This window comes from Streptomyces sp. NPDC006879, assembly GCF_042869595.1.
In the GTDB taxonomy this organism is placed as follows: Bacteria; Actinomycetota; Actinomycetes; order Streptomycetales; family Streptomycetaceae; genus Streptomyces.
On the sequence record NZ_JBIAGC010000100.1, the window covers coordinates 1 to 2,061 of the forward strand.

A 2,061-nucleotide genomic window follows, 5' to 3' on the forward strand; every position below is an offset into this window, starting at 1 on the left:
TCCTCGATCTGCGCGACCGTCAGCGATTCATCACACAGTCAGCCCAACGACCAAGGCGACGACCAGTCACATCACATGCGGTTGCAGTACTAGCCGACGCCGAACCGGACACCATGCGCTTCGGGCTCTACCACCTGCCCGCCCGGCTCAGCCGCCACGCCCGCCGCCGATGGCTCCGCATCGACACCACCTGGCCCTGGGCCCGCGCGTTCACCGCCGTCTGGAGCCGGATCACCGGCCCCCCGGCCGTCACCTGACGAGCCAGGAAGCGACCCGACGACGACCAGGAAGGAGCAGACCAGCACCACCCGGGCCGTGGAACCCGGCGCAGCCGCAGCGACACGCGACGACCCCGCCCGACACCCTCGGGAACAAACCGGGGTGAACCGATCACCTCAACAAACAGCGATCACCGCTGACGAATCGAGGCTGACCTGCAGCTATACAGGATGAAAGAGCCTCAGTAGGCAAATACCTAGACCCAGCAGTTCCCTCTTGCGCATTAAATGCCTTCAGCGAGACAATACTCGGAACGCCCTGCTACATTACCGAAGCATCAGCATGACGATTCAGACAGGCCGACTTAGGTGAATTGACCAGGGAGCTACTTGTCAGAAAAACCCCGAGTCTTCTAAGGGCCTCCTCGGCACCCTGATTCGCTAACCTGAATCTGGGGCGGGTTCGACAACAGCCGAGAAGATCTGATTAACGGTGACGGGCGTCTCTTCATGACCTCCGGGCGCCGTTCAAGGAGAGTACTGTGATACCTAAGCGCATCCAAACTCCACAAGAGGAGGCAATCGTGGCAAATTCGACTGAAACTCAGGGCGCACTGGATGGTAAGTGGCGTCACCCTGAATGCTGTGAACCCGTTCGCGTTCCGATCGACGTGGCACTTCGCGTTTCCGTTGAGTGCGCCAAAGGAAGGGGTGGGGGATGTCGATGCGAGCGCGACCACGATGGAAATCAGAATCGACCGCACTGAATAGGTAGCGCCCAGCCGCAAAGGCGAATCAAGGCGAGGATTCACATCGGCGGCAGTGAACAGGAAAAGCCGCCACAAAGATCATTGGATTCGAAAGGGTTTGTTGTGGGCTACTCTCTCAGTACTGTGTTCGCCGCATCGGATGTGGAAACGCTTCACCAGACTAACACCAATGTCGTGGTCGCCAAGCCAAGCAGCGCCGGTGGCACACCGGACGTCGCCTGGATTGTCTATGCACCCTTTCAGAACAACACGATGACTTGGGAAGAGCAATACGGCATCTATGCGTCTAACGTTTCCACCGACACTTCAGGTGTGGTGCTCACTCAACTCGCGAACAGAGATGGTGCGCAGCCTGGCCAGATCTATACGTTTTCCCCGGCAGGAACTTTCCTGAACCCCGTCTCAGGCGGCACTGAGGGTTCGTTCACCATTAAGAACCAGAACACCGATTATTCGTATCTGACCATGGGGCTGTACCAGAGTGCGGTCGTGAACGGAATCTCTACGGTGGGCAACGCCGTTTCTGCTGCGCCCGTGCTCTCCGGCAGTACCGCACAGATCACGCCGTACACAACGGTCTACGTGTGGACACAGTCGAACATTTCCAGCAACTCGGTTGACACCATTGTGACGTCGACCAAGACGGAGGTTATCTTCGGCGGTTCGGATACATCCGCGAAGCTCCAATACGTCCCCGGTGTCGGCTTCACACTGCTGTCGGGGTCGCAGGAGGATGTGACGCTGAAGCACCACAGGCGCGCTGTGCTCTGACCAGGGCTGTTTCAAAGTCACGTGACTCGTAGCAATGCTGCGCAGCTCAACCTCGCCGTTTCACTTGAGTACGGCTGGTTTGGGGACGGAACGCGAAAGTGCCTTCCTGACCTGGGACGATGAACCTTGCTGAGGGGTTCTGTCGGTCCAGGCGGAGGGCACTTTCTACGTGCAGGGTATCGGGTTGCGTCCCAAGATCCATGCCATTGAGCCTTTTCCAACCTGGTTCTGAAGTGCGGCTGTTGGGCTGACAACATGGTGAAGCCCCTGGTAGATGGGTTTTCGACCAAGAAAACCAGCTC

General features: G+C 58.3%; 1 protein-coding gene and 1 pseudogene. Both read left to right on the forward strand.

What is annotated here, in order from left to right; genetic code table 11:
* Nucleotides 1-257, forward strand: a pseudogene (locus ACFYMC_RS29690) (hypothetical protein); the annotation flags it as partial.
* A gap of 854 nt (nt 258-1,111) precedes the next feature.
* Nucleotides 1,112-1,759 (forward strand): hypothetical protein, encoded by a 648-nt coding sequence (locus ACFYMC_RS29695; RefSeq protein ID WP_388531239.1) that lies wholly within the window; start codon nt 1,112-1,114, stop codon nt 1,757-1,759.
* Nucleotides 1,760-2,061 lie beyond the last annotated feature (302 nt).